Consider the following 23991-nt stretch of genomic DNA (forward strand, 5'->3'; position numbering starts at 1 on the left):
GCCAGCTTCATCGAACCCATGGGCTACAAACCCTCCCGGCTCAACTGCTTCCTCGCCGTGATGATCGGCTACCTCGTCAACATCGGCGCCCGGCTCGGCGAGGTTGTAAAATGCACCGTCATCGCCCGCTATGAAAAGGTGCCCGCAGACAAACTCGTCGGCACCGTCGTAGCCGAACGCGCCTTCGACCTCGTCAGCCTCGCCCTCGTCTTCGGCCTGACCCTGATCTTCCAGTTCGACATCATCCACCAGATGACCGCCGGCAAGCTCGAGGGCCTCTTCCGCAACTCCCAGGGCCAGACATCCTATATAAAGATCATCGTCCTGGTCGCCATCGTCGTCGCTCTCTTCCTCATCGGCAAATGGCTCCTCAACCGCTTCAGCCATATCAGCATCGCACAAAAGATTAAGAACATCATCGTCAACATCTGGCACGGCCTGACCAGCGTAAAAGACCTGAAGAACAAACCCCTCTTCTTCTTCTACAGCATCGCCATCTGGGGCCTCTACCTTCTAAGCACCTGGTTCGGCTTCTTCGCCATCAGCGCCACCAGCCACCTCGGCATCGTCGACGCACTGAGCGTACTCGCCATGGGCAGCGTCGGCATGATCATCTCCCCCGGCGGCATCGGCGCCTACGCCCTCCTCGTCGCACAAACCGTCGCCTTCTACGGCATTCCCGAAACACCCTACGGCCAGGCCCTCGGCTGGCTCCTCTGGTTCGGCCAGTTCCTCAGCTTTATACTCTTTGGCTCCGTTAGCTTTATCCTGCTGCCACGGATCAACAAAAAACGTATCACAATAGAGCCCGTATATGAGAATAATACCGCAAAAAATATATGACCTCCCAGGCCTGCAGCACCAGATCCGGCGCTGGCGCCTTCTTAGTAAGACCATCGCATTCACCAACGGGTGTTTCGACATCCTGCACCAGGGTCATATCGCCTCCCTCTCCGACGCCGCCCGCGAAGCCGACTTCCTCATCGTCGGCCTCAACTCGGACGCCTCCACCCGTCGCCTGAAAGGCCCCCAGCGACCCATCAATAACGAACAGGCCCGCGCCACCGTCATGGCTTCGCTGCTGATGGTCGACGCCGTCATCCTCTTCGAAGAAGATACCCCCCTCAATCTTATAACGACTGTATCACCGGACGTCCTCGTAAAAGGCGGCGACTATACCATCGACCAGATCGTCGGTGCAAAAGAGGTCATAGCCGCCGGCGGCCGCGTAGTGATCAATCCTATCGTTCCCGGATTCTCTACCACCGGCCTCATAGACAAAATATGCAGCCTCTAGCACGCATACTCATCGTGGAAGACGAGCCGGCCGTTGCTTCCGTTATTCAAAAAGCGCTGATGGAAGACCGGTATGAGCCCTCCGTCGCCATGGACGGAGAATCGGCCTGGGACCATATCCAGCGTTTCGAATACGAACTGATCGTCATGGACGTCATGATCCCGGGCGCCAGCGGTATCGAACTCACCCGCAAGCTCCGGAAAGCCGGCATGAACACCCCCGTGCTGATGCTTACCGCCCTCGGCTCTACAGACAATATCGTCAGCGGACTCGACGCCGGCGCGGACGACTACCTCACCAAACCCTTCAAGATAGCCGAACTCCTCGCACGCGTCCGCTCGCTGCTCAGACGCCATATCCCCTCATCCAACTCCGGTCCCGCTACCCTCACCTTCTTCGATATCACCCTCAACCTGGACGAAAAGAATGCCCGTCGCAACGACCAGATTGTCGAGCTGACCGCAACCGAATTCCGCCTCCTCGAATACCTCATGCGCAACCCGCGCAGGGTGCTCTCCCGCATGGACATCCTCGAAAAGGTCTGGGGCTATGACTTCCAGCTGAATACCAAGACCGTCGACGTCTATATCAACTACCTCCGCAAAAGCTCGAAAGCCCCGGTACCGCGCGCGTCATACACACCGTCGTCGGAATGGGCTATATCTTAAAAGAGGAGTCCGCATGAAGATCCAGCTCAAGATCACCCTGCTGTTCACCGGGCTGTGCCTCGCCGTCATCATCCTGCTCAGCACCGCCGTCTGGTACTTCGCCAACGAAAAAGCATTCGAAGACTTCTATACCCGTCTCACGCTAAGGGCCGTGGTTGCCTCCCGCGCCAATTTCGACGCCAGCGACCAGAACCAGCAGGTCTACGAGACCCTCCGCCGCGAGCACCTCCAGCGCCTGCCCGAGGAAGAAGAATACATCATCCGCACCGATACCCTCGACCGGATTCGATCCACCCCATTATACGAAACCATCGGCGCATCTTTTTTCGACGACGTCCGCCAGAATGGCAAGGCCTCAGGGCGCCACAAATTCCAGTTCTACGCCGGCATCATCCACAAGGCGCCGCAGGGCGAATACCTCATCATCATCACCGCCGTCCACAGCTACGCCCAGCACTTCCTCGCCGACCTGAAAAATATTCTCACCACCGGCGGTATCATCTCCGTGCTGGTCCTCATCACCATCGGCCTCCTCTTCTCGCGTCAGGTACTATATCCCATACGCAACATCGCCAGACGGGTCAACACCATCAGCATCACTTCCCTCCACGAACGGCTCGACGTAAAAGGGAAGGACGAGGTCTCTGTCCTGGCGACAACCTTTAACGACATGCTCTCCCGCCTCGAGACGGCATTCGAGACCCAGAACAATTTTGTCAGCAACGCCTCCCACGAGCTCAACACCCCCTCACGGCGATCATCGGCGAGGCCGACCTCGCCCTCACCCGGCAACGCTCACCCGAAGAATACCAGTGCAGCCCTCGCCATCATCATGGCCGAGGCGGAAAAGCTCCGGTCCATTACCCGTGGGCTGCTCGAACTGGCCCAGTCCAGTTTCCACGGGAACCTCGTCTACGAACCGGTGGACGTCGACGAGCTCGTCTACAACAGCCTCGGCGTAGCCCACAACGTCTACCCCCAGGCCGAGATCCGCCTAGACAAGAGCCTCCACCCCCGATGCCGCCCGACTCACCGGTGCGGGCCACAAACTCACTCTCCACGGAAATGCCCAGCTCTTCGAACTCGCGATCTCCAATATCCTCCTCAACGCATGCAAGTACAGCTCGGGCAATCCCATCACCTTCGCAATCGCCGCCAGCAGCACAAACATCATTTTTATCATCACCGACCACGGCATCGGCATCCCCGAAGGCCAGATCAAACACGTCTTCGACCCCTTCTTCCGCGCCTCCAACGTCAAAAAAACACTCGGCTACGGCATCGGCCTCCCCTTGCCCAGAATATCATACGCCTCTATAAAGGCAGCATAACCGTCAGCTCTAAAGAGAACGTCGGAACCGAAGTGATCGTCAAATTCCCGCTCTAACCGCCCAGGTCACCCTTCGGCCACCTCCCTCCCCTAAACCACCCTCAAATTCCACCCTCCCCGGGGTTCTTTCCACTTTCTTACCGAATTTTTACTTCCCTCCAATCTCCCTCTTACCGCTTTCTTACCCCGGTGCTCCATCTTGCACTAAAACCAAAAGACATGAAAAACATTTTATTACCAACCGATCTCACCCTGGCATCATTGTATCCCATACACGAGATCTGCCGCAAAAATATGGGACACCCCATCAATATCTATGTCGTCCACACCCTCCACATGCCCACCGGAATCGCCGACCTCCTGTTCATCCAGCAGCGCAAACCCTACGAAATGGTGTCGGGCCAGTTCACCGAAGCCCTCGAGATGCTGCGGAGAAAATACGCCCCCGGCCTGCAGCCGCTGTCCTTCGAATTTCTATGGAGCAACACCCGCCTCTACCTCCGCCACTATATGGAGTCCCGCGGCATCGGATCGATCTATATGCTCGAAGACCATCCCTACCGCCACCGCCTTCCACAATCCACGCCGTTGCTACCTATCCTGCATAAATGCCACACGCCGATCATATCCGTCGAGAAGCCCAGCACACCGGAGTTCGGAACACTGACCACCTTATTGTACAAAACAAAAATGCCTGCCTGATTATCGGCCCAAAATGCCTGCCCGGTTATCCGGCTCAAATAGCCTCCTGATCATTCACCGCAAAATGTCCACCTGATATGCTGTTAAAGAAAAATATCCCGTTCAAATATATCATTGGTAAGATCAAGACCGAGCTCATCCTCGTCAGCGCCTATACCATCGGGGTAGCCGTGCTCTACAAGGTCTTTCATTTTACTCATCTGGCCATTCCGCTGGCCATACCCATGATCATGGGCACCGTTATCTCCCTTCTGCTGGCCTTCCGCTCCAACCAGGCCTACGACCGCTGGTGGGAAGCCCGCACCATCTGGGGCGCCATCGTCAACGACAGCCGCTCGCTGGCCCGCCAGATCAATACATTTATCCAGTCCCCCGACCGCGACGACCATGAATCCAACTACGGTTCAACCCATGGTCCGGACCACGGTCCCAACTCCCCTCACCAGGAGCAGACCCACTTCTTCCGTTCCCGCTTTATCCGCCGCCAGATAGCCTGGTGCTACAGCCTGAGCCGCAGCCTTCGCGGACAGGACAGCGGCTACGGCATCGAAAAATTCGTCAGCCGCGGCGACACCCAGTTCATAAAGAACTTCAACAACTCCCCCATGGCCTTCCTCGAGCTCCACGCCCACGACCTCCAAAAGGCCGTCAACAACGGCCTCATCAATACTTACCAGCAGGTGGAGCTCGACCGTACCCTCTCCAAACTCTGCGACTCCATGGGCAAATGCGAGCGGATCAAGAACACGATATTCCCGGCCACCTATAGCCTGTATATCCATTTCTCCCTTCTGTTCTTCTTCCTCCTCCTCCCCTTCGCCGTCGTCGACTTCTTCGGCTTCATGTCCGTTCCCGTCGTCATCGCGATCTCCGCCGTCTTCTTCCTGATCGAAAAGATGGCCATCCACCTCCAGGACCCCTTCGAAAACAAACCCACCGATACCCCCATGACGGCCATCTGCTTCACCATCGAGCGCGACCTCAAACAAATGATCAGCGAGACCCCCCTCCACACCGAAGCAAAGTCCACCGCCAAAAAATATTATATCCTGTAGGAAAACCCGGCTATGTGAAACCCCTAACCCTCTTCACCCACCCGCCTAAACCCACCATCCTCAAACCCGGATCCTACTTAATTCCTGGATTAAGGAGCCACTTTTCAGTGGCTTTTTCTTTTGCGGAATTCTCCGCGCTGCAACCGCGGTTCCCATGGTTCACACACCCATCCACCCGGGGAACACTCCCCGCGGCGCCCCTAACCATGATACATCCTCTCCACCTCCTCCACAATCACCTCGATCGCCTGATCATCACCCTTCGGGTCATAAGGCTGCTTGAGACTGCTGCTGAAGAAGAAAGCCACAGTCTGGTAAAACCTGGCGGTAAACCCACCCTTATACTCTTTGATGATATTGTAACAGTTATTCCCCGTCTGCCGGTTGATCAGCTTCATCAGGATCTTCCCCTGATAGATCGACAACTGCTCCAGCGGCGCCGTAAACTCTTTCTTCAACTCCTTCTCCCGGCTCTGTATATACGCTTTTCGATCCCCATCCGAATTCAGCAACGCCAGCTTCGAATTGATATCGTTCACGATGATCCCCGCCTTCCTCGCATACGGATAACAGACATACACCGCATTACGCAGCCTCGTCCACTCCTCATACCGACGCCGCATAGCGGGCGGCATCGGCGCATGTACCCAGGTATACTCTTCCGTATGAGCAGGCACCAGTTCCCCATTATAGACCTTCGCAGGCACCGGGATCGTATCGTTCGGCCCCAGCTCCGGCCGCGGAATATTATCGGGAATGGCAGACGTGTCCGCCACCTGCGCGTATGCCCCAACGCACAGACAAGATAACACAATGACAGTCAAATATTTACGTAAAAATAAGGGCATACGGTCTACAAGGTAAAAAAACCTTTCTAATTAATACAGCCCCCGGGTTGAGGTAACCCAGTTTTAACAAATTTCCACTCCCCGCGTCGGGACCAGGAAAAGGCCTAACCCTCACGGAGTCAGGCTCCTACGCGGCCACCGCCGCGGCGCGGCCAAACGCCCGCCCCAAAACACTACCGGGATCACCCGCCCCTACGCAGCCTTATTCAACTTCCCCTGCCTCCTCCTCCACACCATACTCATCAAAAATCCAATGATCATGATGATCGTCCCGATCCACAACACGTTGATATGCGGAAACTCCACCACCTTCAAAGCTATAAAAGGCACCATATTCGACGACTCCTTCACCCCCAGCTCGATCTTCCGGTCCGCCGCCACACGATTGAACCGGAACGCCAGGTCCTGCAGAAAAACGGTATCGTTCAAATACTGCGGGGCACTATTCTTCAGATAAAACACCGGATACGCCACATGCCGCGTACTGTCCTGCGATATCACCACCACCTTCGCCATCAGCGCCGTATCCCCAGGCCCGAAATGATACTTCCCGTTATTCGGATTGACAACGATCGAGTCCAGTATCGCAAAACCCTTGGAATAAAAGACCGTATCCTTAAGCGCCATCACCGTCGGCCTGAACGCCGCCGTATCCGCAATATCATCCCGGCTGTACGCATTGATATAAGTAAAAACATCCCTGTTCCAGTAGTGCTTGTTGTCCGGATTCGGCGAGCCACCCTCCATTCCCTTGGTGTTCCTGATAAAATAAGGATACAGATCGAACTGCTCCGAACTGTCTTTCTTCTCGAAATGCACCTGGTAATAGGTATTCTGGTTGCGGTTGCCGACAGAGTCATTCCGCACATAGGTCGCCCAGTATTTGCCCATATCCGTCCGCATGCCCTTCAGCAGCGTCAGGTTCTCCATCGGATCCTGCTTCGTCTCGGGGGCAAAAGGAATATTAATGCCAGTCGTATTGATCGACAATACCTGCTTCTTCGCGGAGGAAAGCAAAATTCCCACCAAAACCAGCCCGAAACCTACATGCGCCACAGCCGAACCCGCCGCCTTCAGCTTGCCGTGAAAGCCGGTCCAGATATAGGCCGCATTGGCCACGACCGCATATACGCCGGCAAACATCGCCAGATGTATCGCAGCCAGAAAACCAGCGCCATATTTGTCGTAGTGGATCCCGCCAAATACACTGATCAGGACCGAAACCACCAGCGCCACCGCCGTAGGCAGACCGATCTTCCGAAGGAAATGATCCCGCGTCGTACCCCTTGTATTTCAGGAACTGAGCAAAAGCGGTAAATATCCCCAGCAGTATCGCGATAAATATCTCTATCCGGTTGTAAGCGAACGTAGGGTCATCCCCCGTGCTCACCTTTTTGCTCATCAGCAGATTGTAGATCGGCAGCGAAGTCGAAATGATGATGAACATCGCCGACAGGAACAAAACCAGCGACCCGATGAACATCCAGAACTCACGGCTATCCGTAGACTCCTCCTTGACGATAGCCGGTATTTTTTTATACCTCGAGATAAACAGCCCATAAGCGGGAAACAGGAACACCAGCACGAACAACCCCAGCTGCACATTCATCCCCGATTCCACAAAAGCGTGTACCGAAAGGTCCCCAAGTATACCGCTCCTCGTCAGGAAGGTCTCGTACAGCACCAGCATGAACTGCGTTATAAAAAAGAAATGAGTGGCCCTCAGCGAATGCCCTGTAGCATTATAGACTACCTGCGTATGCAGACCCGCCACCAGCACCAGCCACGGCACCAGCGACGCATTCTCCACCGGGTCCCAGTTCCAGTAGCCGCTAAAGCTCAGCGCCTCATAGGCCCAGGCCGCCCCCATCATGATGCCGGTCCCCAGCACGCAGGCGGAGAAAAGGGTCCAGGGGCAGCGCCACACGCGTCCAGTCGCCATATTGTTTCTTCCACAACCCAGCGATCGAATAGGCAAAAGGCACCACCGTCGACGAAAAGCCAAGGAACAGTATCGGCGGATGGATCACCATCCAGTAGTTCTGCAACAGCGCATTCAGCCCCTGACCGTCCTGCATCTGCGGGAAGCTCAGGTAATCCGGACGGCTGAATATCGGCGCCCGCATACCCATCTCCGTTTGACGAACAAGAATAAAGGGATTAAAACCCACCTTATTCCCGAACATATACAATCCCATGAACATCGTCGCAATACACAGCTGCGTAAAGCTCATAACGGTCATCACCGGGTTCTCCCACTTGCCGGCCTTCCGCATCAGGATCAGCCCGAGAACACATACCCACAGATTCCACAGCAAAAAACTTCCCTCCTGGGCCTCCCAGATACAGGCCAGCAGGTATTGAGCGGAAAGCGCCTTGCTCGAATGCTCCCACGCAAAATTATATTCAAAAAGACGGGCCCTGATGATATAGATAATGGTCGCCAGTACTGCATAGGCCGCCAGAACGTCAATGCCAAAAGCTATCCTTGCCATCCTCCTCCAGCTCTTTTCTTCCTCGATCGACGCCGCATTGGTGGCCTTGAAATAAGAGATGGTGGCTACCAGAGCGGCTGTAAAAGAAAGTAAAGCAAAGAAATGCCCTATATGCCCGGGCAAAAGGTGTTCACCTACGTATTCCATGTCAGGATATTAATTTTGGCTCAGAGCCTGTGCAGCGGCCTTGGGATCGTCTTTATACTTGGACGGACATTTAAGGAGAATGCCGTCCTTCCGGGAGATTTCGAACACGTCACCCGACATCTTCCCCTTCAGTGTGATACGCTCGGCCTTCTCCAGGTCGTAAGGCTTCTCGAAATGGTATACCAGCTTTGGCCTTGTTCCCCAGCGTGTCGCTGATATGAAAACTAACAAAGTTGGGATCCTTCGCCGGATTGTATTCGATCGGCTGGCTATTGTCCAGATGGGCGATGATGGTAACGGTCTTCCCGCTCTTCTGACGCGCGGAAGCGATCGTCTCGTACGTGGTCAGATCAGTCATGAAACTGATCAGCACGGCTATTGAGATCGCAATGGCTACTAATATGACGATTTGGAGCTTTTTCATAACAGAAGGCAAAGTTAGGCCAAAAACCCACACAAGCTCCATAGATTTGCGCGCACGGCCGATAAATAAAACCTATCGGCCTGCGCAAATTCTCTAATATATTGGAACTTCGGCGGGCGTCGTCCCTTGCCCACCTTGTTCGTAACCTTCGCTCAAGCTCGGTTACGGCCGCCGGACCCGTGGTCCGGGCCTGATCAATTACACCAACGGTGTCCGTCTATATTTTTTTGAACAGAACTATCCCATTATGGCCCCCGAACCCAAAGGTATTACTCATCGCCACCTTCACCTGCTTATTCTCCGCAGTCCCCAGCAGGATCTGCAACCCCCGGGAATAACCGGGTCCAGATTTACTGTGTTGATCGTCGGCGGAATAACCCCTTCGGTGATAGCCTTCAGACAGGCGATCGCCTCGATAGCCCCGGCCGCGCCCAGCAAATGCCCCGTCATGGACTTGGTCGCACTGATCGTCAGGTTCTTCGGAGCGTCCCCGAACAGCCTCACGACGGCATTGACCTCGCTGATATCCCCCACCGGCGTCGAGGTGGCGTGTACATTCAGATAGTCCACGTCCTCTTTATTCAGGCCCGCGTCCTTCAGCGTATCCTGCATGGCGCGCAACGCCCCCGCCCCTTCCGGATGCGTCGAGGTCATATGATAGGCATCTGCCGTCATCGCAGCCCCCGCAAACTCGGCGTAGATCCGCGCCCCACGTGCCTTCGCGTGCTCGTATTCTTCCAGGATCAGCGCCCCGGCGCCTTCACCCATCACAAATCCGTCCCTGTCCACGTCAAAAGGCCTCGAAGCATGCTTCGGGTCGTCATTCCGCGTCGACATCGCCTTCATCGACGTAAATCCACCCACCGATGCAGCGGTAATAGGCGCTTCAGAGCCACCCGCCACGATCACCTTCGCCTTACCCAGCCGGATATAGTTGAGGGCGTCCATAAACGCCGTATTCGAGGTCGAACAGGCAGAAACCGTCGTATAATTGATCCCCATCAAGCCATATTTGATCGAGATCATCCCCGAAGCCATATTCGCAATCAGCTTGGGCACAAAGAACGGACTAAATCTGGGGGTGCCGTCCCCGTTCGCATACTCCTTCACCTGCTCCTCGAAGGTCTCCATCCCACCCTGCCCCGATCCCCAGATCACACCGGTATCGAACGGATCCATTTTAGAGAAGTCCAGACCGGCATCCTTTATCGCCTGGTCCGCCGCAACCAGCGCATACTGCGTGAACAGATCGGTGCGCTTCATCTCGCTGCGGTCGAGCACCGCCGTAGCATCGAAGCCCTTCACCTCACAGGCGAACCGGACCTTAAAAGCCGTAGCGTCAAAATGCGTGATCGGCCCCGCCCCGCTGGTGCCAGCCACCAGCTGCGACCAAAAGGATACCGGATCATTTCCCAGCGGCGTAATAGCGCCCATACCTGTAACAACTACTTTCTTCATAATTTGATATCTTTTACTTGCCAGTCTGCCCGCATATCCCGCAACAACTGATCCAGCATTTGTTCAAATATATTCGCGCCCAATACCCGCGAAAGCAATAACGACGACAACAAGGTCGAGACCACCAGCAGTGCCCTGTCCCCCGCGGAACCTTCGAACTGCAGCCCCCCTTCCTCCCTCGCCCGCTCAAGCGCCTCCCCCAGCCAGTCGAGGATGCCCGTGCACATTTCCTTCACCTTTTGCCGCATCGGCTCCTCAAAGGTATCATAATCCGGTGTAAGTGAGCCCATCAGACAGATAAGCCTGAGTTTATTGTTCCGGCGGAACACACCCACCAGCAGCTTTGGCTGCTCCTCCCCGCCAAGACGCTCCGACTTCCGCCGGTATTCGTCAACCCTCTGCAGCTCCTGGTCGATAACCGCCTCCCCAAGATCGCTCTTGGAGGGGAAATAGTAGTGGATGGCGGCATTCCGGACGGCCAAAGGACCAGCTATATCGCTATAACTGAAGGCGTTAAATCCTCTTTTGCGGATCAGCTCGTCCGCCAGCTCAATAATATGTTCTTTCGTTTCTTTCAAGACTTGTCCCGACCCTAAACCCCGAAGCGGGCCAAAGGAAGGGGCAAATATACTTACTAACTAGTTAGTATAAAAATTTCAGCGTTGAAACACCCAATTTCCCCGGAATTTATTCTCCTATTTTGCCATATGTGCATACTACACTAACTTGCGCTCCGTTCCAAAATGAGGAGACTCCCACGAAATGACAGATCTATCGAAATTTGACTCCAACGGACCAAGCAATCCAAAGAACAATATCTTCGGCCTACCCTTTACAGAAGACGACGCAAGGCTCGTCATTCTGCCCATACCATGGGAAGTCACGGTCAGCTATGGCGCCGGAACATCGCGCAGCTGCGAACACGTATTCCATGCCAGCATGCAGGTGGACCTCCACGACGGCGAGACCGACAACGCCTGGAGACAGGGCCTGTACATGCGGACCCCCGATAAAAAGATCCTGATGAAGAGCGACTACCTCCGCAAAGAGGCCGAACTCTACATCAACTTCACCTCCAAAGGCGAAGTTCTCGAGAAGAACAGCTTCATGTGCAAATCCCTCAAGGAGATCAACGAAGGCAGCGCCAACACTCAATAAATGGGTATACGAACAGACCAAAAGCCTGCTCGACAACGGCAAGCTCGTCGGCCTCCTCGGCGGGGACCACAGCACGCCCCTGGGCTTCTACAAGGCCATCGCCGAAAAACACGGCGACTTCGGCATCCTCCAGATCGACGCCCACTGCGACCTGCGCAAATCCTACGAGAGCTTTGTGTACAGCCACGCCAGCGTCATGTACAACGCCCTGCAGGAGATCCCCCAGCTGAAAAGACTGGTACAGGTCGGCGTCCGCGACTATTCCGACTCGGAATGGGAATACATCGAGAACAGCAACTACCGAGGTCATCACCTACTTCGACAAGGACATAAAAGAGCGCAGCTACGAAGGCCAGAGCTGGCGCCAGATCGCCGAAGAGATCGTCAGCCACCTCCCCGAAAAGGTCTACATCAGCTTCGACATCGACGGCCTCGATCCCAAACTCTGTCCGCACACCGGCACCCCGGTCCCCGGCGGCTTCGAGACCGAACAGATCTTCTACCTCATCCGCCGCATCGTCCAGAGCGGCCGCAAATTCATCGGCTTCGACCTCGTCGAGATCGGCGTCGGCGACACCGAATGGGACGCCAACGTCGGCGCCCGCATTCTGTGGAAATTGAGTAATTTGCTGGTAGCAAGTAATTCCTGATGAACACCATACGCTACAAGTACGTTGTCATTCTAAAAAAGAACAACGAAAGGACCACAGACCTCCTCAGCGTCCTCTTATGTTTCTTTTCCGCCCTGACCTTTGTCTATATCCAGCTCCGTAGCCCCCATTCCAACTATCTGCTGCTGATCGTCGCCCTCGCGATCCTTGCCGGCCTCACCGCCAACCTCATCCTTAGCCGAAGAAAGAACAGCCGGGTCCGGTATCGCATATGGCTCCTCGTATCCGCCATCGGCTGGATCGGCCTTACCCCTGTCCCCTGGGTAGCCGTCATCTTCACGGCCCTGGCCTTCCTCGAATCCCAAACCAAACGCCCCCTCGAGATCGGCTTCGACCCCGACCACATCGTTATCAATACCCTCATCTCCCGCCGCTTCGTCTGGTCGGACTTCAACAATATCATCCTCAAGGACGGACTCCTTACTCTCGACTTCAAAAGCAATCGCCTCCTGCAGCGTGAAGTCGTCGACGATGAGGATGAAGACGATGCAGATGAAGAAGAATTTAATATGTTCTGCCGCGAACAGCTCGCAGCATCCTCTTCCAGTCAATCTGTTAAAATTTTTTAAGGTCTTTATGGATTACGGGAGCGGTTGTATCTTAGGTAAAACTGCTTCTTATGGATTCCATATCTCTACCCGTAGTCGCACCCTCTTTCGAACGGCTCAAGCGTAGCGGTGCCGCACTTCATATCACCGCAGGCCTCCTCATCCTCACCCACGCCATCAGCCAGCTTCCGCAGCGAAGAGACGCATAACCTGTATTTCTGGTGCCAGCTGATGATCTCCCTCGACATCTTCCTCCTCGTCCTCGCCGGCAAAGACGCCCTCCGACAGATGCCCCGCGTCAACCTCTTCTTCCGTATCGTAGAGATCATCTTCTTCCTCGGGATCGGCACCATCATGCTCATGCAGGGCCATATCGGCATCGCCATAGTCCACCACTCCCTCGCCATCGCCTATAGCTATCTTTTCTACTGCGAACGACGCCTCCGCGCAGACGAACTCCTCTCCTTCCACCATACCGGCATCACCATCCCCGGCCTCCCCGAAAGCCGCTTCCTCCTCTGGTCCCATATCAACGACGTCGAAACCTCCCTGGAACTCCATCCGCATCTCCAGCTTCCGAAAGCGAAAGTCTCAGCTTCGACCTCCGCAACAACCTCGAATTCGGCCAAATGGAAGACATCCACCAGTTCTGCCGCTTCTACACTGGGAAAGTAGTACCTTTGCGGATGCTCAAGGAATCTCCATTCATCCTCTACTCCGACGGTAAAGGGAACATTTTCGAAGACACATCCCTCTACACCACCGGCCGCAGCGGCTGGGACGCCCTCCCCGTACCCACAGAAGACTGGATCGAACTCCCCGACGGTGGCTCCCTCTACGAACTCCCCGGCAGAAGAGGCATCGGCATCGACGTCCTCACCGGCGAAATGCGCCTCTGCGAAAAAGGCTGGGCCGTCGCCGCCTTCATCCCCCCGGCCCACACCGGCCTCTACCTCGCAGCCTACGAGACTACCCCCGACGCACCCACCCTCCCCTGTTCTGCTACACCGCGGCAGGCTGGCACGACGGCAAATTCTTCGTTCCCGCCGTCCGCATCGAACAGGACATCCGCCGAGGACTGCGCCGGCTACGACTGGGACACCATCAACCAGGGCGTCGACACTATCCTCAAAGCATACCCGCAGAACCGCCTGGTCAAACACCTCGCCGACAACTGCTGCCTGACATACCACTTGCCCCGCCGCCCGCAACTACTTCATGGGCCGCTGGGAATGCCCCATACCTTCCTCCCCCGCCTGCAACGCGAACTGCATCGGCTGTATATCGTTCCAGCCACAGGAAGAGACAATCCCCTCCACCCAGGACCGGCTTACGTTCAAGCCCACCCCGGAAGAGATCGTCGAATTCACCGTCCCCCACCTCCAGTCGGCCCCCTTCCCCATCGTCAGCTTCGGACAGGGATGCGAAGGCGAACCCCTGCTGATGTGGGAGACCATCCGCGAGTCCATCATCGAAATGCGCAAACACACCGGTCGCGGCAGCATTAACATCAATACCAACGGCAGCAAACCCGCCGCCGTACGCGCCCTCTGCGAAGCGAGCCTCGACAGCATCCGCGTCAGCATGAACTCCGCAAGAGCCCATATCTACGAGGCCTACTACAGGCCCAACAACTATCGCTTCGAAGACATCGTCGAAAGCCTCAAAGTCGTCCGCAGCTCTGGCGGATGGTCCAGCATCAATTATTTCGTCTTCCCCGGCACTGACCGACAGCGTCGAAGAATACGAGGCCCTGCGGACCCTCATCCGCGAGACCGGACTTTCCATGATCCAGTGGAGGAATTTCAACATCGACCCCGACTGGTACCTCGGCAAGATCAATGCCGGCGAGACCGGCGAGTTCATGGGCATCCGCCAGCTGATGGATCTGCTGCAGGACGAATTCCCCGACCTCCGGTACGGCTACTTCAACCCGCCGATGGAACGCATCCGCGGGCGCTACGGGAATGATTTCGCCCACCACTAATGGCCGCCCACGATTGAAGAAGGTCATCATCATAGGAGCCACCAGCGGCATCGGACGCGAACTCGCCAGACTCTACGCCGAAAGAGGCGATCTCGTCGGCGCCACCGGCCGTCGTAACGACCTGCTATATACGCTCCGCCTCGAGTTCCCCAACCACATCGTCACCGAATGCTATGACGCAACCGCACCCGACGCCACCGACCACCTCGAATCCCCGGTCAAAAAACTCGGCGGCCTCGATATCCTCATCTACAACGCCGGCTGGGGCGAACTCACCGACACACTCGACTACAAGATTGATAAAGACACCGTCGACATCAACGTAAACGGCTTCCTCGAAGCCATCCACTTCGGCTGGCGCTATTTCTCCACACAGGGCCATGGACATTTGGCCACAACATCCTCGGTAGCAGCCAACCGCGGCAACCGCCACTCCCCGCCTACAGCGCGTCCAAGGCCTTCCAGAGCACCTGGTTCGAAGGCCTCCACCTAAAGACCCTCCGCATGGGCATCCCCCTATATGTCACCGATATCCAGCCCGGCTTCGTCGACACCAAAATGGCCAAAGGCCCAGGATTCTGGGTCTCCTCCCCACAAAAGCCGCCCGCCAAATCATCCACGCCCTCGACCGGCGCCGCTGGCGCGTCTATATCACCCGCCGCTGGTGGCTGATCGCAAAAGTTTTTAAATGGCTTCCCGACTGGATTTACCGCCGGCTGGGGTAGCAATCCGAATTTTTTGGCACTTGGATTGTAATTACTTATAGAAAATAAGGATACGTCATGAAAAAATCAGAAGTCATCGCCCTGACAACCCTCGCAACTGCAGCCGCCGCCATAACTGCGATCTACCTGCTCAGAAAAAGAAAACACCACAGGAGAATGGTAGCCGTTTCCAACGCAGGCTACGAAATGGCCTATGATATCCACTACCCCATCAAATACAAAACCGCCAGATAAACCTTAACTCCTCTTTATCAACCTGATTATTAATATTTCCCATTATTTTAATAACTTGCGGATAGAGAACCTTTAGGCTATGGCAGATGAATTTGAGTCCCAAAAGAACTTAAAAGCTACCGGCTACACAGCAGGCGTGCTCGCCGTGCTGGTATTCCTGTTTTTCTTCATCAGCTGGGTCCAGCCCGTCGAGCCCCAAACACCCGTGGAAGAAGGCATCGAGGTCAACCTGGGCAACAGCGACAAAGGCCTTGGCGACAACCAGCCCTACCTCCCCGGCAAACCCTCCGCAGAAGACAAGGAGAAATATACCCCTCCAAAAGTAGCCGCGGTTGAAAAAGAGCCGGTCAAGGACGTCGAAACCGACGACAACAACAAAGAAGAAGCCCCCGTCGTCAAAAAAGCCATCGCCCCCAGGCCAAACGCCACAAAGATCCCCGACAAGGAAGTCATAAAAAAGCCGGTTGCAAAGCCGGTCAAACAGCCGGAAACCACCCCCACGCCACCCAAGCCACGCCCGAAAGCCGTCTTCCACGGCGTCAACGGCACTGGCACCGGCGGCAATGACGCCGACGACTTCAAACCCGGCGGCAACCAGGGCATAGCAGGCGGACGCGGCGACCGGGGTGCCCCCGGCGGCAATCCCAATTCCAACAACTACACCGGCGGCGGACACGGCAACGGTGGAGTAGCCATATCCCGCGGCCTCAACGGACGACATATCACCGGCGTCCCCTCTTTCACCGACGACTTCAACGAAAACGCCAAGGTCGCCGTCGATATCCACGTCGACGCCGGCGGCAACGTAACCGACGCCACCTACCAGCCCCGCGGCTCCACCACCTCCGAGTCCTCCATGAAAGCCATCGCCATCCGCAAGGCAAGACAGGTCAAATTCAACCCGGGAGGCGACGAATCCGTCGGAACCATCATTTTCAATTTCAAGATCCACAACTAGCTGTTGCAAGCACAGGCGTTTGTATCTTTGCCCTCCCATGGACTATACACAAACGCTCGAATACCTCTTCGAAAAGCTCCCGATGTACAGCCGCATCGGCGCCGCCGCCTATAGAACGGACCTCACCAACACCATACAACTCAGCGACGCACTCGGCAACCCCGAGCGAAAGCTAAAAACCGTCCATGTCGCCGGCACCAACGGCAAAGGCTCCACCAGCCACATGCTCGCCGCCATCTTCCAGGAAGCAGGCTACAAAACTGGTCTCTACACTTCCCCCACCTCAAGGACTTCCGCGAACGCATCCGCATCAACGGCGAAATGATCCCCGAGGAGGCCGTCGTCAACTTCGTGCAAAAGATCCGCCCCATCTCCGAACAGATGGACCCGTCGTTCTTCGAGATCACCGTCGTAATGGCCTTCGACTATTTCGTACAGGAAAAAGTCGATATCGCCATCATTGAAGTAGGCCTCGGCGGACGACTAGACAGCACCAATATCATCACCCCCGACCTCTCCGTCATTACCAATATCAGCTACGACCATATGAACCTGCTCGGCGATACCCTCCCGGCCATCGCCTTCGAAAAAGCGGGCATCATCAAAAAAGGCGTCCCCGTGATCATCGGAGAAACGCACCCCGAGACATCCGGTATCTTCCGGCAACGCGCATCCGAAGAAGAAGCACCCATCACATTCGCCGACAAACAACGCTACGTCTCCGACTGGCAGTACAAACGGCACACCCTCGTCGCCGAGATAGCCACCTCCCCGTCGCCGACGACAAGGAATACTACACCCTCGACCTCGCCGGCGTCTATCAGACAAAGAACCTGGTCACGGTCCTCGCCGCCATACACGCCCTCCGCCATATCGGCTGGAACCTCCCCACCGCAGCCGTACAAAAGCCCTGAAGAACGTCAAACGCCTCACCGGCCTGCACGGCCGCTGGGAGCTCGTCCACGAACACCCCGACACGATCCTCGACGTGGCCCACAACGAAGACGGCGTCCGCCAACTCGTCCGCCAGATAGAGCTCACCGACCACGAAAACCTCCATATCGTATTGGGGATGGTAAAAGACAAAGCCATCGGCAAGGTGCTCGGGCTCCTTCCGCCGCAAGCAGCCTACTATTTTACAAAGGCCAATATACCCCGCGCACTGCCCGAGACCGAACTCGCACAGCAGGCCTTCGCCGCCGGCCTCAAAGGCCACGCCTACCCGTCAGTAGCCGAAGCCCTTGAAGCAGCAAGGTCCCACGCACGTGCGCAGGACCTCATTGTCGTATGCGGCAGCGTCTTCGTCGTTGCCGAAGTATAATTATTCCGACCGCAAATTCCCCACGGGGTTGGCCCTCGCTGCCCTCGCAGCCTGGATCCCAATGGTAACAAATGAGATCACCAACGCCGCGCCGGCCGTCCCCGCAAACACCACCCATCCGATATCGATCCGATAAGCAAAATCGCGAAGCCACCTGTTCATCACCAGCCACGTCATCGGCGACGCGATCAGCACCGACATTACCACCAGCCTGAGAAAACCGAAAGAGAGCAATCGCACGATCTCCATCGTCGACGCGCCCAGGACTTTCCTGATCCCTATCTCCTTCACCCTGTTCACCGCCGCCAGCGCAGCCAGCCCGAAAAGCCCCAGACAGGCGAGAAAGATCGAGATCCCGCCCGCACAGGCGACAATAGCGCCCCAGCGCGCTTCCGACTTGTAAAATCGGTCGAGATTCTCATCCAAAAGCTATACCGCAGCGGTATCTCCGGCGCAATCTGTTTCCACGCCGCGCCGATAGCCGCCAGCGCCGGGCCCGGATCCCCCGCCTTCACCCGTACAAAATACTTGCTCGGCGGCCACTGCGCGTTCATCACAAAAGCCTGCGCCCTCACCTTCCGGTTCAACGGTTCGAAATTCATGTCTTTCGTAACCCCAATGATCACACGCTGACGCCCCTTCTTCCCTTCCCTGGCCACCATACCGATAGCCTCGGCGGGCGTCACTCCCAGCACATCCCGGACCATCGTCTCGTTCACGATCACCGAGCTGGCCGTATCCGCCGTGATACTCGGGTCAAAATCCCGACCCGCCAGCAGCTTCACACCCATCAGGCTGACAAAATTCGACTGCACCGGATACACGATCACCCCCGACTCATTATCTCCAAAATCCAGAAGGAAGTTCATCTCCCCGAATCCCTCGCCCAACCCTACGAACGAAGCAGTCACGCCCCCGACCAGCGGACTGGACTGCAGCGACTGCCTGAACAATTCATATCCCTGCTGGGTTTTCACATCCCCCGCATCCACAACGATCGTATTTTCTTTTATCAACCCAAGGTCCTTGTGTCGCATATAACTGACCTGTCGCAGAATGATCACGGTTCCGATGATCAGCCCTATCGACAGCACGAACTGCAACGTCACCAACCCCCGCGTGAACAGATTGGAGCCCCCCAGTCTGATCTTCGTCTTGAGCACCTCCACCGGGTTAAAGCCCGAAAGGACCAGCGCCGGATAAGATCCCGCCAAAAGACCTACCAGCAGCGTAAGCCCAACGAGCATCCAACTCAGCTCCGGCCATCGACTGAACGAGAATTGCAGCTTTCTCCCGGCCAGCTCGCTAAACCACGGCACCAGCAAATAGGCCAGGAGACAGCCGATCACCGCCGCAATACAGCTCAACACCACCGATTCGGTAAGGAACTGAAGAATAAGCTGCCTCCTCAGGCCACCCACGACCCGGCGCACGCCCACTTCCCTCGCCCTGCCAGCGCTGCGTGCAACGGCCAGCGTCGTAAAATTGATGGAAGCGATCAGCACAATACCCCCGGCGATCGCCAGTAATATCCAGATATTCTTCGGATCGGTAGTGCTGCCGGGAGAGCCATCCGAAACATTCGCCAGCGTATGCAGCTCCCGCAGCGGATGCAGCTCAAATGCGGCAGCCGCCACTTTCTTCTTTCCCTTTTGATCCTTCGCCGCCACGGCTTCTTCGGGAAAATGCCGCAGCCGGAATGCCGCGAGCCTCTTCGGTTCATTCATCAGCCGGCTATCGGGTCGCAGCCGCACATAAGTCTTATCCCCAAACATCCTATGCCAGTTATTCGCAGCCTCCTGGCGATCGGGGTTCTTCATCAGGAATTCATAGCTGCCTAAAATATCAAATGAAACATTGGTATTCGCCGGAATATCCTCCGCAACTGCCGCCACCCTGAACAGTTCATAAGTGGTGTCGATCATCACCGTCAGCGTCTTGCCCACCGCATCCCATGTACCGAACAGCTGCATGGCCCGCTCACGCGTGAGTACAACATGGTGCGGGTCCTTCAGGGCGTCATCTCCCCGGCTACCATCGGAAAGGAGAGGACGGACAGCGCATTCCTGTCCGCAAACCTTACCGGGATCCGGAAGACCCGACCCTCAGCCTTCACGATACGCGGTTGCTCCGACGAAAATCGGACAGCCTCCTCCACATCCGGAAACTCCTTCTTCATGGCCGGCGCCACCGTCATGGTACCATCGGCATCTCCCCCTGCGAGCCATCACCCCGCGTCCATACTTCGTCGACGCGATAGATACGATCCGCATGAGCCCGCCAGCGATCATAGCTAAATTCATTTACCGTAAATAACAGGATGAGAATAAAACAGGCGAGACCCAGTGAAAGCCCGGAAATATTGATAAAGGTCAGGGCCTTCTGCCGGGCCAGGTTGCGGACGGCAATACGTAGGTAATGCTTCAGCATGGAAGTTAGTTTGCAGGAAAATACACAGAGGCAATGCCGGTTTTCTACCCCACTGACAATCAGGGACAACCGCACCACTCCACTACAGACATTGTCCGCTTACGATACAACAAGTGTACGAAAGTATTCGTATTAAAACTTCATATATCCAAGACGTTGCAGCGCATAGAACAGCGCCGTCACATGCATACTCTGGATCAGTCCATTTTCCTTTAATAATTCCTTCAACTCATCCAAAGTATAAAGATATACCTCGATCTCCTCATTATGATCCAGATGCTGCTTCTGAACGAGCCTCCCTCCGGTAGCAAGAAAGAAATGGGCCAAATTACTATTCGTAGAGGGATTCGCCGACGTCTTACCCAGGTACTCCACCGCATCAAAACTATACCCGGTCTCCTCCAGTAACTCCCTCCTCACCGCATCCTCCAGCGAGGCGTCCGTGTCATCGACACATCCTCCGGGCAGCTCGTAGTCCGTCACCCCCAGCGCATGCCGGTACTGCCGCTCCAGAATAAACTTTCCGTCCTCCGTCAGCGCGACGGCGATCACCCATGTAGGAAATTCGTATACATAATAAGGTGAGATGATCTTCCCCTCATGGGTCTCACAAGTGTCCGCCCGCAACGTAAACCAGGTATCTTTAAACAGGTATTTGGAAGACACCGTCTTCCAGCTAAGGTCTTTCATGATATCTTACCAGTTATTTCTTTCTCTCAATCCCGTAATATGCGCTACATGATGCCGTCCGTGCCACGAGTAACTCCCCAGCAAATACCAAAGTGTCATATCCTTCTTTGACTCCGGATGAAACACCTGCCGTTCCCACGCTTTCAACGGCAGATCGGCAATCGCCGAATACCACCTCGTATGCAACGCATACAAAAGAGTAATGGACACATTTACCGGAATAGCCTGCACGTCATTCAAAAGCGCCCAGTCCTTCTCCTCATACGGCCTGATCGCCGGATGCTCCTCCGTCAACCCCAGCTTGAACCTGCAATAGGCATTTATATGGCTGTCCGCCACATGGTGCACCACCTGCTGCACCGTCCATCCCCCATCCCGGTAAGGCGTCTGAAACTGAGCCTCATCCAGATTGACAATGGCGTTCTCCAGCAACTGCGGAAGGAACTTGATATCATTCAGCCACTCCTGCTTCTGATGCTCCGAATACGGCTGCGGCTGATAATGTCCGATGGGATAACGCAGATCAACAGGCGTAGTGCTCATATAGTTCGATTATAGGTTATAAATTAATTCAATGCTCCTCCCTCAACGCGTGCCCCGTCAAATGAATAAATACATCCTCCAGATTCGCCTTCTTCACTTCCTTCGGCCGCTCAAATCCGCTGGCTACCAAATTATCTATCAACCGGTCCGGCGTCTCCAGCGCGATGATCTTCCCCGAGTCCACGATCGCCACCCGGTCACACAAAACCTCCGCCTCATCCATATAGTGCGTAGTGATAATGACTGTCGTCCCCTTCTTCCTGATCTCCTTGATCAGCTCCCAAAGGTTCCGCCGGGCCTGTGGGTCAAGCCCCGTCGTCGGCTCATCCAAAAAATTATTCTCGGCTGATTGATCAGCGTGGTAGCGATCGAAAACCGTTGTTTCTGCCCCCCGCTCAACTCCTTGAACTTCGCCTTAGCCTTATCCCGCAAATTGACGGTATCCAGCAACTCCAGCGGCCGGACGTCGCGGTTATACAATCCGCCAAACAGGTCTATCAATTCGGTAAGATTAAGCCCCGGATAATACCCCGAGGTCTGCAGTTGTACGCCAATGATCTTCTTTATCTCTCCCGGATCCTTGTCTAGGTTGAACCCGTCTACTATGACTTCGCCGCTGGTCTTCTCCCGCAGCGTCTCGATGATCTCCAGCGTCGTGGACTTCCCCGCACCATTTGGCCCCAGCAGACCAAAGATCTCTCTTTCCTTCACTTCAAAACTGATCCCCTTTACCGCCTCAAAATCGCCATATTTCTTTTTCAGGTCCCGGACCGAAATGATCATTTGCATGCTTCAAAAATACGCCATTTTGTGATGCGCCCGGCACCGGCTCATCGCGCAAATATCTGAGTAAAATAGATCATCCCCCTCCTGCCAAAAGCGAGTCCGATGCCCGTCAGCCTGAAATCACCCTCGATATTCCTCCGGTGCCCCGGGCTATGCAGCCAACCATCCACCACCTCCTTTGCGCTCATCGGCCCCGACGCCACATTCTCCGCCGCCACATGCACCGGCCCCAACCTCTTCCGGATCCGCTCGATGCGCTCGTGAAAACCTTCATGGCCAAAAGGCGTCCGCCCATCCAGCATATCCCTGCTGTGCTGCAGCGCCACCGAAGAAATATAGGAGTTGGCCTGCAGCGGCTTCAACCCCTTCCTATGCCGGTACTCGTTCACATATCTCAGTATATCCGCCGACATGCTGGTCCCCGATATCCCCGTTCCCGCCGACATGCTGGTCCCCGATATCCCCGTTCCCGCCAACCTCGCCCCTCCCGCCGACATGCCGGTCACAGCCGCCACCCTGCCATCCTCCGGCATCCCCACCACCGCCGGCCTTCCGAACCGCGTTGGTCCAGATTTAGCACCTACCCACATCGGTAGAACAAGGACTAATCCAAATACCAATTTTAACATATTCATTATTCGATCGATAATTTCCCCGTAACTTGGCAAATATGGAGCCAATGTTAGACAACCCCGCCTGGTCCTCCCTTACCACCGCTCAGGCCGATTTCGGCGAGGGTAACGACCTTGCCAAACGCTACAAGAAAGGAATTCTCCCCTTTATAGCGTGCAAGATCGATCGCCACGGAATACCCTCCGACGCCCTCAGCGAACTCGATGCCTTGATGGAACCAGGAGAGTTGTTTTATTACATTGGACGGCTCCCTGTGCTGCCCGCCGGATGGACGGCGGAATTCGAGCTGCCCTGCGCCCAGATGATCCTTTCGGCGCCCATTCCAACTCCGATAGGGACCCCCGCCATCGAGGAGCTCGGCCCAGCCAACGCCGACGAAATGTACGACCTGATCCACCGCGTTCAGCCGGGCTATTACCACAAGGACACCCACCTCCTCGGCAACTATTTTGGTATCCGCCTGCAGGGCCGCCTCGTCGCCGTCGCCGGCGAACGCATGCGCCACGCTACCCACGGCAAGCCCCTCGAACCGGCTACAACGAACTCAGCGCCATCTGCACCGACCCGGCATATACCAGTCGGGGCTATGCGCATTCGCTGATCGCCCACCCTCTCCCAGATACACGCGAGAGCCGGCGTCACCACCTACCTCCACGTCGCCCTCACCAACAAACGCGCCATCCGCCTCTATGAACACCTCGGCTTCCGCCACCGCCGGGAGATCTCCTTCTGGCGCTGCCGAAAACACTGAGGCTCCCCAAACACTGAGGCTCCCCAAACACTGAGGCCCCCCAAACACCGGGGCGCCCAGACACCGTAGCCTCAACATGAGCTCCACAACAAAAAATATGAGCTTTTCAACAAACCAGCCAGCCCGCTTCCC

At 55.8% G+C, this 23991-nt stretch carries 34 protein-coding genes and 3 pseudogenes; 22 read left to right on the plus strand and 15 right to left on the minus strand.

The window, feature by feature from the left end; all coding sequences use genetic code 11:
• The first annotated feature begins 18 nt into the window (after positions 1–18).
• From ACQ86N_RS26935 to ACQ86N_RS26960, 6 genes are all read left to right on the plus strand, one after another.
• Positions 19–843 carry a lysylphosphatidylglycerol synthase transmembrane domain-containing protein gene (locus ACQ86N_RS26935; RefSeq protein WP_431209755.1) on the plus strand — a complete coding sequence of 275 codons (825 nt, stop codon included), beginning with the start codon at positions 19–21 and terminating at the stop codon, positions 841–843.
• Positions 815–1297, plus strand: a complete 483-nt coding sequence (gene rfaE2, locus ACQ86N_RS26940) for a D-glycero-beta-D-manno-heptose 1-phosphate adenylyltransferase (RefSeq protein WP_431209756.1) — start codon at positions 815–817, stop codon at positions 1295–1297. The genes ACQ86N_RS26935 and rfaE2 overlap by 29 nt, the downstream gene beginning before the upstream one ends.
• Positions 1285–1965, plus strand: a complete 681-nt coding sequence (locus ACQ86N_RS26945) for a response regulator transcription factor (protein WP_431209757.1) — start codon at positions 1285–1287, stop codon at positions 1963–1965. Before rfaE2 ends, ACQ86N_RS26945 begins: the two co-directional genes overlap by 13 nt.
• A gap of 13 nt (positions 1966–1978) precedes the next feature.
• On the plus strand, positions 1979–3352 hold the full coding sequence (locus ACQ86N_RS26950) for a HAMP domain-containing protein (RefSeq protein ID WP_431209758.1): 1374 nt from the start codon (positions 1979–1981) through the stop codon (positions 3350–3352).
• 162 nt (positions 3353–3514) lie between these two features.
• The gene (locus ACQ86N_RS26955) at positions 3515–3997 is read left to right on the plus strand and encodes a hypothetical protein (protein ID WP_431209759.1); all 483 of its coding nucleotides are present in this window, start codon (positions 3515–3517) and stop codon (positions 3995–3997) included.
• Between the two features lie 77 nt (positions 3998–4074).
• Entirely contained in the window at positions 4075–5052 is a 978-nt protein-coding gene (locus ACQ86N_RS26960) for a bestrophin family protein (protein WP_431209760.1), read from the plus strand.
• 200 nt (positions 5053–5252) lie between these two features.
• Here the strand turns inward: ACQ86N_RS26960 and ACQ86N_RS26965 are convergent, their stop codons facing one another.
• From ACQ86N_RS26965 to ACQ86N_RS26990, 6 genes are all read right to left on the minus strand, one after another.
• Positions 5253–5828 (minus strand): DUF4294 domain-containing protein, encoded by a 576-nt coding sequence (locus ACQ86N_RS26965; RefSeq protein WP_431209761.1) that lies wholly within the window; start codon positions 5826–5828, stop codon positions 5253–5255.
• Between the two features lie 1036 nt (positions 5829–6864).
• Complete coding sequence (gene ccsA / locus ACQ86N_RS26970; RefSeq protein WP_431209762.1) at positions 6865–7773, minus strand: cytochrome c biogenesis protein CcsA; 909 nt, start codon at positions 7771–7773, stop codon at positions 6865–6867.
• Positions 7748–8542, minus strand: a complete 795-nt coding sequence (gene ccsA, locus ACQ86N_RS26975) for a cytochrome c biogenesis protein CcsA (protein ID WP_431209763.1) — start codon at positions 8540–8542, stop codon at positions 7748–7750. The genes ccsA (ACQ86N_RS26970) and ccsA (ACQ86N_RS26975) overlap by 26 nt, the downstream gene beginning before the upstream one ends.
• Before the next feature lie 109 nt (positions 8543–8651).
• On the minus strand, positions 8652–8966 hold the full coding sequence (locus ACQ86N_RS26980; RefSeq protein ID WP_431209764.1) for a hypothetical protein: 315 nt from the start codon (positions 8964–8966) through the stop codon (positions 8652–8654).
• Between the two features lie 285 nt (positions 8967–9251).
• Positions 9252–10424, minus strand: coding sequence for a beta-ketoacyl-ACP synthase II (gene fabF / locus ACQ86N_RS26985; RefSeq protein WP_431209765.1), 1173 nt, complete (start codon positions 10422–10424; stop codon positions 9252–9254).
• Positions 10421–11002, minus strand: a complete 582-nt coding sequence (locus tag ACQ86N_RS26990) for a TetR/AcrR family transcriptional regulator (RefSeq protein ID WP_431209766.1) — start codon at positions 11000–11002, stop codon at positions 10421–10423. Before ACQ86N_RS26990 ends, fabF begins: the two co-directional genes overlap by 4 nt.
• 184 nt (positions 11003–11186) lie before the next feature.
• On the opposite strand from ACQ86N_RS26990, the gene ACQ86N_RS26995 reads away from it, so the two are divergent.
• The 14 genes and pseudogenes from ACQ86N_RS26995 (at position 11187) to ACQ86N_RS27060 (ending at position 18026) form a co-directional block, all read left to right on the plus strand.
• On the plus strand, positions 11187–11582 hold the full coding sequence (locus ACQ86N_RS26995; protein ID WP_431209767.1) for a hypothetical protein: 396 nt from the start codon (positions 11187–11189) through the stop codon (positions 11580–11582).
• A 25-nt stretch (positions 11583–11607) separates the two neighbouring features.
• Positions 11608–11823, plus strand: a pseudogene (locus ACQ86N_RS27000) (arginase family protein); the annotation flags it as partial.
• 139 nt (positions 11824–11962) lie between these two features.
• Complete coding sequence (locus ACQ86N_RS27005; RefSeq protein ID WP_431217610.1) at positions 11963–12232, plus strand: arginase family protein; 270 nt, start codon at positions 11963–11965, stop codon at positions 12230–12232.
• Positions 12232–12822 (plus strand): hypothetical protein, encoded by a 591-nt coding sequence (locus tag ACQ86N_RS27010; RefSeq protein WP_431209768.1) that lies wholly within the window; start codon positions 12232–12234, stop codon positions 12820–12822. Before ACQ86N_RS27005 ends, ACQ86N_RS27010 begins: the two co-directional genes overlap by 1 nt.
• A gap of 108 nt (positions 12823–12930) precedes the next feature.
• Positions 12931–13476: a hypothetical protein gene (locus tag ACQ86N_RS27015; RefSeq protein ID WP_431209769.1), complete on the plus strand. Its 546-nt coding sequence runs from the start codon at positions 12931–12933 to the stop codon at positions 13474–13476.
• A 543-nt stretch (positions 13477–14019) separates the two neighbouring features.
• A pseudogene (locus ACQ86N_RS27020) lies at positions 14020–14475 on the plus strand (radical SAM protein); the annotation flags it as partial.
• Between the two features lie 112 nt (positions 14476–14587).
• The gene (locus tag ACQ86N_RS27025) at positions 14588–14788 is read left to right on the plus strand and encodes a hypothetical protein (protein ID WP_431218006.1); all 201 of its coding nucleotides are present in this window, start codon (positions 14588–14590) and stop codon (positions 14786–14788) included.
• Between the two features lie 13 nt (positions 14789–14801).
• Positions 14802–15281: an SDR family NAD(P)-dependent oxidoreductase gene (locus ACQ86N_RS27030; protein WP_431209770.1), complete on the plus strand. Its 480-nt coding sequence runs from the start codon at positions 14802–14804 to the stop codon at positions 15279–15281.
• Positions 15282–15292: 11 nt separating this feature from the next.
• A complete protein-coding gene (locus ACQ86N_RS27035; RefSeq protein ID WP_431209771.1) occupies positions 15293–15460 on the plus strand; it encodes a hypothetical protein in 168 nt (55 codons plus the stop codon).
• A 110-nt stretch (positions 15461–15570) separates the two neighbouring features.
• Positions 15571–15747 carry a hypothetical protein gene (locus ACQ86N_RS27040; RefSeq protein ID WP_431209772.1) on the plus strand — a complete coding sequence of 59 codons (177 nt, stop codon included), beginning with the start codon at positions 15571–15573 and terminating at the stop codon, positions 15745–15747.
• Between the two features lie 79 nt (positions 15748–15826).
• Complete coding sequence (locus ACQ86N_RS27045; protein WP_431209773.1) at positions 15827–16705, plus strand: hypothetical protein; 879 nt, start codon at positions 15827–15829, stop codon at positions 16703–16705.
• A 37-nt stretch (positions 16706–16742) separates the two neighbouring features.
• Positions 16743–17030 (plus strand): hypothetical protein, encoded by a 288-nt coding sequence (locus ACQ86N_RS27050; protein ID WP_431209774.1) that lies wholly within the window; start codon positions 16743–16745, stop codon positions 17028–17030.
• Positions 17027–17362, plus strand: a pseudogene (locus ACQ86N_RS27055) (Mur ligase family protein); the annotation flags it as partial. The gene ACQ86N_RS27050 and the pseudogene ACQ86N_RS27055, both read left to right, overlap by 4 nt.
• A gap of 331 nt (positions 17363–17693) precedes the next feature.
• Positions 17694–18026 carry a glutamate ligase domain-containing protein gene (locus tag ACQ86N_RS27060; protein ID WP_431209775.1) on the plus strand — a complete coding sequence of 111 codons (333 nt, stop codon included), beginning with the start codon at positions 17694–17696 and terminating at the stop codon, positions 18024–18026.
• Here the strand turns inward: ACQ86N_RS27060 and ACQ86N_RS27065 are convergent, their stop codons facing one another.
• The 9 genes from ACQ86N_RS27065 to ACQ86N_RS27105 all read right to left on the minus strand — a co-directional run bounded on the left by ACQ86N_RS27065 (position 18027) and on the right by ACQ86N_RS27105 (position 23065).
• Positions 18027–18401 (minus strand): ABC transporter permease, encoded by a 375-nt coding sequence (locus tag ACQ86N_RS27065; protein ID WP_431217611.1) that lies wholly within the window; start codon positions 18399–18401, stop codon positions 18027–18029. It lies immediately after the preceding gene.
• On the minus strand, positions 18323–19999 hold the full coding sequence (locus ACQ86N_RS27070; RefSeq protein WP_431209776.1) for an FtsX-like permease family protein: 1677 nt from the start codon (positions 19997–19999) through the stop codon (positions 18323–18325). Before ACQ86N_RS27070 ends, ACQ86N_RS27065 begins: the two co-directional genes overlap by 79 nt.
• A 38-nt stretch (positions 20000–20037) precedes the next feature.
• On the minus strand, positions 20038–20223 hold the full coding sequence (locus ACQ86N_RS27075; RefSeq protein WP_431209777.1) for a hypothetical protein: 186 nt from the start codon (positions 20221–20223) through the stop codon (positions 20038–20040).
• Positions 20220–20456, minus strand: coding sequence for a hypothetical protein (locus ACQ86N_RS27080; RefSeq protein WP_431209778.1), 237 nt, complete (start codon positions 20454–20456; stop codon positions 20220–20222). The genes ACQ86N_RS27075 and ACQ86N_RS27080 overlap by 4 nt, the downstream gene beginning before the upstream one ends.
• A gap of 132 nt (positions 20457–20588) precedes the next feature.
• Positions 20589–21146, minus strand: coding sequence for an NUDIX hydrolase (locus ACQ86N_RS27085; protein WP_431209779.1), 558 nt, complete (start codon positions 21144–21146; stop codon positions 20589–20591).
• 6 nt (positions 21147–21152) lie between these two features.
• Positions 21153–21689, minus strand: coding sequence for a YfiT family bacillithiol transferase (locus tag ACQ86N_RS27090; protein WP_431209780.1), 537 nt, complete (start codon positions 21687–21689; stop codon positions 21153–21155).
• A 28-nt stretch (positions 21690–21717) separates the two neighbouring features.
• Positions 21718–22020: an AAA family ATPase gene (locus ACQ86N_RS27095; RefSeq protein WP_431209781.1), complete on the minus strand. Its 303-nt coding sequence runs from the start codon at positions 22018–22020 to the stop codon at positions 21718–21720.
• Positions 21963–22478 (minus strand): ABC transporter ATP-binding protein, encoded by a 516-nt coding sequence (locus ACQ86N_RS27100; RefSeq protein WP_431209782.1) that lies wholly within the window; start codon positions 22476–22478, stop codon positions 21963–21965. The genes ACQ86N_RS27095 and ACQ86N_RS27100 overlap by 58 nt, the downstream gene beginning before the upstream one ends.
• Before the next feature lie 41 nt (positions 22479–22519).
• Positions 22520–23065 (minus strand): CAP domain-containing protein, encoded by a 546-nt coding sequence (locus ACQ86N_RS27105; RefSeq protein WP_431209783.1) that lies wholly within the window; start codon positions 23063–23065, stop codon positions 22520–22522.
• 80 nt (positions 23066–23145) lie between these two features.
• Here ACQ86N_RS27105 and ACQ86N_RS27110 point away from each other — a divergent pair, with 80 nt between their 5' ends.
• Positions 23146–23709, plus strand: a complete 564-nt coding sequence (locus tag ACQ86N_RS27110) for a hypothetical protein (protein WP_431209784.1) — start codon at positions 23146–23148, stop codon at positions 23707–23709.
• An 18-nt stretch (positions 23710–23727) separates the two neighbouring features.
• Positions 23728–23859 carry a GNAT family N-acetyltransferase gene (locus ACQ86N_RS27115; RefSeq protein WP_431217612.1) on the plus strand — a complete coding sequence of 44 codons (132 nt, stop codon included), beginning with the start codon at positions 23728–23730 and terminating at the stop codon, positions 23857–23859.
• Positions 23860–23991 lie beyond the last annotated feature (132 nt).

The organism is Puia sp. P3 (genome assembly GCF_050632245.1).
Taxonomy (GTDB): Bacteria; Bacteroidota; Bacteroidia; order Chitinophagales; family Chitinophagaceae; genus Puia.